This is a genomic window from Streptococcus mitis (assembly GCF_946190325.1).
GTDB lineage: Bacteria > Bacillota > Bacilli > Lactobacillales > Streptococcaceae > Streptococcus > Streptococcus mitis_CF.
In genome coordinates, this window is record NZ_CAMHZR010000014.1 from 1 (window position 1) to 5,605 (window position 5,605).

General features: G+C 36.6%; 7 protein-coding genes. All 7 read right to left on the bottom strand.

What is annotated here, in order from left to right:
* Positions 1 to 247 (bottom strand): hypothetical protein (locus N8M95_RS08965; protein ID WP_261117068.1); only part of this gene is annotated, 247 nt, incomplete at its 3' end.
* 2 nt (positions 248 to 249) lie between these two features.
* On the bottom strand, positions 250 to 1,935 hold the full coding sequence (locus tag N8M95_RS08970) for a hypothetical protein (protein WP_261117069.1): 1,686 nt from the start codon (positions 1,933 to 1,935) through the stop codon (positions 250 to 252).
* Positions 1,936 to 1,977: 42 nt separating this feature from the next.
* Positions 1,978 to 2,118, bottom strand: a complete 141-nt coding sequence (locus tag N8M95_RS08975) for a hypothetical protein (protein ID WP_004248381.1) — start codon at positions 2,116 to 2,118, stop codon at positions 1,978 to 1,980.
* A 66-nt stretch (positions 2,119 to 2,184) separates the two neighbouring features.
* On the bottom strand, positions 2,185 to 2,619 hold the full coding sequence (locus N8M95_RS08980; protein WP_261117070.1) for a hypothetical protein: 435 nt from the start codon (positions 2,617 to 2,619) through the stop codon (positions 2,185 to 2,187).
* Positions 2,619 to 2,912: a hypothetical protein gene (locus N8M95_RS08985; protein ID WP_000786930.1), complete on the bottom strand. Its 294-nt coding sequence runs from the start codon at positions 2,910 to 2,912 to the stop codon at positions 2,619 to 2,621. Before N8M95_RS08985 ends, N8M95_RS08980 begins: the two co-directional genes overlap by 1 nt.
* A gap of 585 nt (positions 2,913 to 3,497) precedes the next feature.
* Positions 3,498 to 4,466: a protein rep gene (locus N8M95_RS08990; RefSeq protein WP_061645802.1), complete on the bottom strand. Its 969-nt coding sequence runs from the start codon at positions 4,464 to 4,466 to the stop codon at positions 3,498 to 3,500.
* A gap of 264 nt (positions 4,467 to 4,730) precedes the next feature.
* Complete coding sequence (locus N8M95_RS08995) at positions 4,731 to 5,438, bottom strand: zonular occludens toxin domain-containing protein (protein WP_226959329.1); 708 nt, start codon at positions 5,436 to 5,438, stop codon at positions 4,731 to 4,733.
* Positions 5,439 to 5,605: the final 167 nt, after the last annotated feature.

Here is a 5,605-nt window from a genome sequence, read left to right on the forward strand (position 1 = left end):
TAATAAACGGTATTCGATGTATAAGCCAATTTATACATTTCGTACCGAAAAGCGAAACATAAAACGTAGATATCAACCCTATACAGATAAAAATATCTCTAAAAGGCACAAATGGCGATGCCTCATATAGTATATTCGATACTGCATTTAAAGCTGATACAAAATTATTTACAAATTCAAAAGATGGAAATAAACCTATCAACCACTCTAAAATTTTAAAACAAACATCTAAAATTCCTTGTATCATCTTTAATCCTCCGCCACTTTATGGAATTTTCTAGCAAAGAATAAAGCCATCAAAACATAAGCTAAGGCTCTAAATACCATCTTAATTGGCGAAGCCAATTTAGTTGCTGTTGCTCCATTCAAAATCACATAATCAGAACCCAATATATTTACACTCATATCGCTTATTGTGTCCTTATCATTAAAATCATACCTTAAAGGAACCATCACAGGGAATTTTCTCCTAAAAGTGTCATTTAAACCGCTCAAACGTCCCCTTAACCATGTTTCATCAATCGAAAATGTCCACGTTATAGCCCCTGTAATTGCGTCAGAAATGACTTTAGAGAGAGTTTGAAGAAATTCCCATATCTTACTTAAAATGTTTATTATGCCCCCAGGAATAGCTAAAATAGCTTGTAAAATTTTAGCAAGCCAATCCCAAAGCGCTTTTAGTCCATTTAAAATTGCTCCAGGTATTCCAAGAATTGCATTCAATAACTTTTTAAGCCATTCTATAATCTTATCTAACCATCCCAAGCCTGTACCTGCTGCAGTAGTTGCACCACTACCTGCAAGAGTTCCAGCTCCTGCCAATTCACCTGCCCCAGTTAATGAACCAGTACCAGGTATTTCACCAATTCCAAGAGAACCAGCTCCAACCTCAGGAACAGCTGGAGTAGCAACCCCTGTACCTGCCCTAATCTTATTTAATTCCCTTAATTGATCATCAGAATAAGTCTTATCTGATACCCTAGGAAGAGCAGGTAAACTCAAAGAAGCTACCTGAGCATCACTTTTAAAAGTTACTGTTTCGCTATTTTTAGGAAATGCCGTATCTATATATTTATCAACGCTAGAACTATCAATAGCACCCTGTTTCAGTTTTTCAGTCGATACCGTCATTCTTTCTCCTAAACCAATTTCAGGAACAGAAACAGATTTTACTACAACATCTTTTCCTGAAGGAACGTCTAAATAAACAGACCTAGCAACTCCTTTCCCTTTATGAGCAATTGTAGCCGAAAGGTAATTTATTTGACCTTTTTCATTTCGCCCCACATTATAATCTACACCAGCCGCTCCTATCCCTGAATCAGTAACCGTTCTTAATTTAACTTTAGAGTCCGTCGGTTCTAACTCAACCTTAACAGTTATTTGAGGAACGAGATAATCTCTCCCCTCTTTAAAACTATCTGAAGAAAATAACCAATTATATGCCGGCTTTTCCGTTCCAACAAACAATGTTGCTGTAGGTCCGCCACCAACCATCAATTTAGTTGAATTAGGCCCTATAACCCCTGTATTAGTCAACAAACCGCCTTTATAAACTAATGTACTAGGAACAGTAGCAGTTGAACCTAATCCAGCCCCTACATTCTTAATTGCTTGTTTTAGAGTACCATCAATTTTTACAGATGTTCCTGATACAAATTCTCCAACAGAATGACCCATTTTTTTAAGCTCATCCGCTACTGCAGCACCTACAGCTTTAACTTCATCAAAATGCTCGATAGTATAACCCAACACAACACAAGCAACTATACCCAATACAACCCAAGGTAAAACTGCAGGGTTTAGACCTCCAAGAAGCAACCCTCCAGACAATGCCCCTGCATCTGCCTTAACTACTTTAGGCTTAAATGCACTAGTAAAAAGTAATGTAACTATACAAAAACAAACTGCTATTTTTTTAATAATTTTTTTCATTTTGCTCCTTATCAAAAAAAGCACCCTTTCGAGTGCTTTTGATTAAAAGAATTTCTTGAGCGTTGATACTGCAAAGCGAACAGCAAGGCTCGCTCCTAACACAGCGGCACCAACTGGCAAGATAGACGGAACTGCCTGCAAAACTGCGTCCTTAACAGGTGCTAAAAGGTCAGCTGTAATCATAGAAAAAATCCTCCAAAATTGTTTTTTTTTAGGTATAGTTTAACGTCTTTACCCATAGACAAGTTTTTAGAATACAAATTGTTTTAGGAGATGGTTTATAAAGAAAAATAAAAGGAGACCAGGAATGACAATCACTCCGTAAAAAGTAATGACATTTGCCTGCATATGGTACAAATCGTAATCTTTTTCAACTTTGGAAACTATCTTTGCTATTTTTTCATCAGTCTCGGTTTGATTGCCGTTTTCTTCTGTCAGCTTAGATAGGTTTTTCAATTCTTCTAGAATTGCATCAGAATCTTGTTTCTTCTCTTGATTTTCATCTTGCTTTTTCTTTTCAAGTTGCTCTTGTTCCTGTTTATCTTTATCAATGCGCTCATTAAATTTCTTTAATTCGTCATAGACTTTATTTGTTGCTTTTGTTTGCTCATTTAACTTATCAAGTAAACTTTTGTTATATTCTTCAATACTACCTGATAATTTAGAAAGCTCCTCCGGCTTCATTATGCAGCCACATCAACCGCTTCAACATTTTCAAAACGGTCAAAGGCAACTTTTTTAGTCGCAATATTAACGGTCATGAACATTTCAGCTTTTGCAGGTAATGGATTACGAGCAATCAAAGCATATTGTGCTGATGTAAGGCTATATTTTACAGGCAATAGACCTACAACATTTTCAGGATCTTCATTCACTAAAGGAAGCACCCACACTGTAACGCCTGACACCTGTCGTTGCGTTTTCTCGTCTGTAAAATCATAGGGACGAGCACCCAAAATTAGAACATCATTTTTCATTGTTTTCCTCTTTTCTTTTTTGTTGTTCACTTATATATTCGTAAATACATTTCAAAAAAAAGAAAAAAATCCAATTTTTTTTGGATTTATTTTAGCCCTTATATATTTATTTCACGTTTCATTGACAGTAAGAAACCAGGGACTAAACTTTTAAAATCGTCTGTCGGTCGGTCTAATGCCCCACCAACACGATTTCAAGTTTAATCTGTCCCTGCTTACTGTCCAATGAACTTTCGCGACATAAAACGATTAACTAATTTTATTTTTCAATCTATTACATCTTTTTCTTTTTTTTGCTATACTAGTATCGCTCTCGGTTACCGATTGCGTTCCTATGGTTCGTGAAAGGAGGTGAGCTTATTGCATTACATTTTTGACGTCTTACTTGCTATTATGGCGGAAGTAGCTGCACACTACATCTGCAAGTGGTTAGATAGCAAGGACAAAGACCGAAGCTAGCCCAAGATACCCGTTAATCTGAAAAGAACGTAAAAAAAGCCCTGGAGGACTGCCATCCTCTAGGGCTTTGGTGTGCTATTGCATTACATTTTATAACTCAATTATACCACATTATTCTGTTTTATTTTACTTTAAATAATAATTTTTACGTTCCCAGTTCCAAATTGCGACAATTTCACGACCTGAAGAAGTGCCATCTTTATCCTCTCCAGTTTGAACAAGATTACCATCTTCTAAATCATCAAAATCAAACTGTTTCTTGATTTCTTTGAATAACTTGCCAAAGCCTATCTGTCTCTTTCTATGTAGACCTGTCAGCATATCATCTACTATCTGCAGTTTCTCCTGATCCGTAAAATCCATTTTTTCATCAGTCACATCAAACGGTTTTACAGGATATTTTGCAGTTTCCAAAATAGCACCTTTCAAGCCTTTGCCTTTATCGGCTTTTACCGCTCGAATATCAACCATGGGAGTATAGTCTAACTTCATAGCTTTCTGCCAAAGTTCCGTCCATTCCTCCTGAGTTAAATAATCATCTTTTGACCTGAAATAGCCTGGCTTAACCATCAATAAAACGTGCAGATGAGGATGATAGCTGTCTAATTCTTTTGAATAAGTAACCTCTGTCGCTCTTAGAAAACCAATCAAATTTTTATCGACTTTCTTATACTTCATTAACCTATTGAACCCTCTTAAAATATCCGTCATAGACTGATTGAGTTCTTGACCTGTCACATTTTTAACCGTCAATGTCAAAAATAGAAAGCGTCCTTTTGGCTGTCTAATCATTGCTTCTTCAACGATTTTGCTTGCTTGATAAGAATATTTCATAGAACGTCTCCAGTTGCAAAGCGCACACAGCTTATTTTTGCAAAAATAAGACTGATATAGTTTCTTCGTTCCGTCCGACTGTTCGACAAATTTTAGAACTTCAGCACATTGATAAACTCTCTCAAATGAGCGATAACCTAAAATATCCAACTGACTTGCCAACTCAATATTTTTAAGTTTACGTTCTCTCCATTTTCTGTCTTTCCCTGTTTTTGAAACATCTTTCAAGGTTTGTAACCCTTGATTTTGTTTTTCTTTCATGTTATAATTTACCTGTAATTACAAAGAAATATAGAAAAAGTCCTTGCAATTTTCCTAGCTTTTTATGATTTTGATTGAACACCTAAATTATATCAAAAGCTTTCACAAAAAACAAGGCTTTTTTTGTGCCTGAAAACCCAGTAAAATCAAGGGTTTAGACCTATTTTGATACCCTATTTTTAAAATCTCATTATTTCTATATGTATCAAGATAAGAAGAAACCCCCCTCCGGGGGCTTTCTCAAGGGGCTTTCAGCCCCTTTTTTTAGCCCTTATTTACCGCTTCAGCCATCTTTTGAATTTTGGCATAAGTGTCATATTTTTCTCTAAGTTCTTTCGATTGGACGAAACTTCTTCGCCACAAACGACGTAGCTTCATTTTTGCTTCAGGGCGTTCACAAACTGCGTTGTAATCTTCCGCATCGAAAGCCCTAGTAAAAGTCCACCGTCCGGCAATCGTTCGACACTCGACAACCTCAAATGTCTGCTCTCTTAACTGCTTCACTACACGTGTAAAGACCTGACTTGTACCGACAATTTTAATACGCTGTTTCCGTTGCTGAGTAATCTCTGCCAGCAAGCCTTCAGGGAATTTTTGCCAAGCGCTTGAGTTATATTCGTTTTGTATCTCATCGATGGCAAATATAACCCCTTTTAAGCCGTTTCTCAGCTCGAAAAGTTGTTGCCAGCTCTCCATAGCTATATCTTGATGAACATAGCCAAAATTCGTGCAAATAATAGCTTCAGGATACTTCTTTCTCATACGTTCAAGATATTCTGTCATGGCCATAGTTTTTCCGCCACCTTGACGACCACAATACAAGGTCAGTCCATACTCTCTAAACTCCTTGCCGTTTTTAATACGATGATACAAATCATAAGACAAAGCGCCCATAAAGCTAAAAATCTTCAAATATGCAGGCTTTTCCGAAAGCACCTCAAATTGCTTTCCTCGAATACCTTTTTTTCTCATAAACAATAACCAATGCTAAACAGATAAAACGGGCGCCCGCATTTGCGGGCTTTCCGTTTTATCCTGCCTACCCTTTCTTATTTTTTTAGTTAATAAACGGTATTCGATGTATAAGCCAATTTATACATTTCGTACCGAAAAGCGAAACATAAAACGTAGATATCAAC

What these genes read in the sequence shown, in the direction of transcription:
- N8M95_RS08970 (WP_261117069.1), bottom strand. Translation starts at nt 1,935, where the DNA reads ATGAAAAAAATTATTAAAAAAATAGCAGTTTGTTTTTGTATAGTTACA.
- N8M95_RS08975 (WP_004248381.1), bottom strand. Translation starts at nt 2,118, where the DNA reads ATGATTACAGCTGACCTTTTAGCACCTGTTAAGGACGCAGTTTTGCAG.
- N8M95_RS08980 (WP_261117070.1), bottom strand. Translation starts at nt 2,619, where the DNA reads ATGAAGCCGGAGGAGCTTTCTAAATTATCAGGTAGTATTGAAGAATAT.
- N8M95_RS08985 (WP_000786930.1), bottom strand. Translation starts at nt 2,912, where the DNA reads ATGAAAAATGATGTTCTAATTTTGGGTGCTCGTCCCTATGATTTTACA.
- N8M95_RS08990 (WP_061645802.1), bottom strand. Translation starts at nt 4,466, where the DNA reads ATGAAAGAAAAACAAAATCAAGGGTTACAAACCTTGAAAGATGTTTCA.
- N8M95_RS08995 (WP_226959329.1), bottom strand. Translation starts at nt 5,438, where the DNA reads ATGAGAAAAAAAGGTATTCGAGGAAAGCAATTTGAGGTGCTTTCGGAA.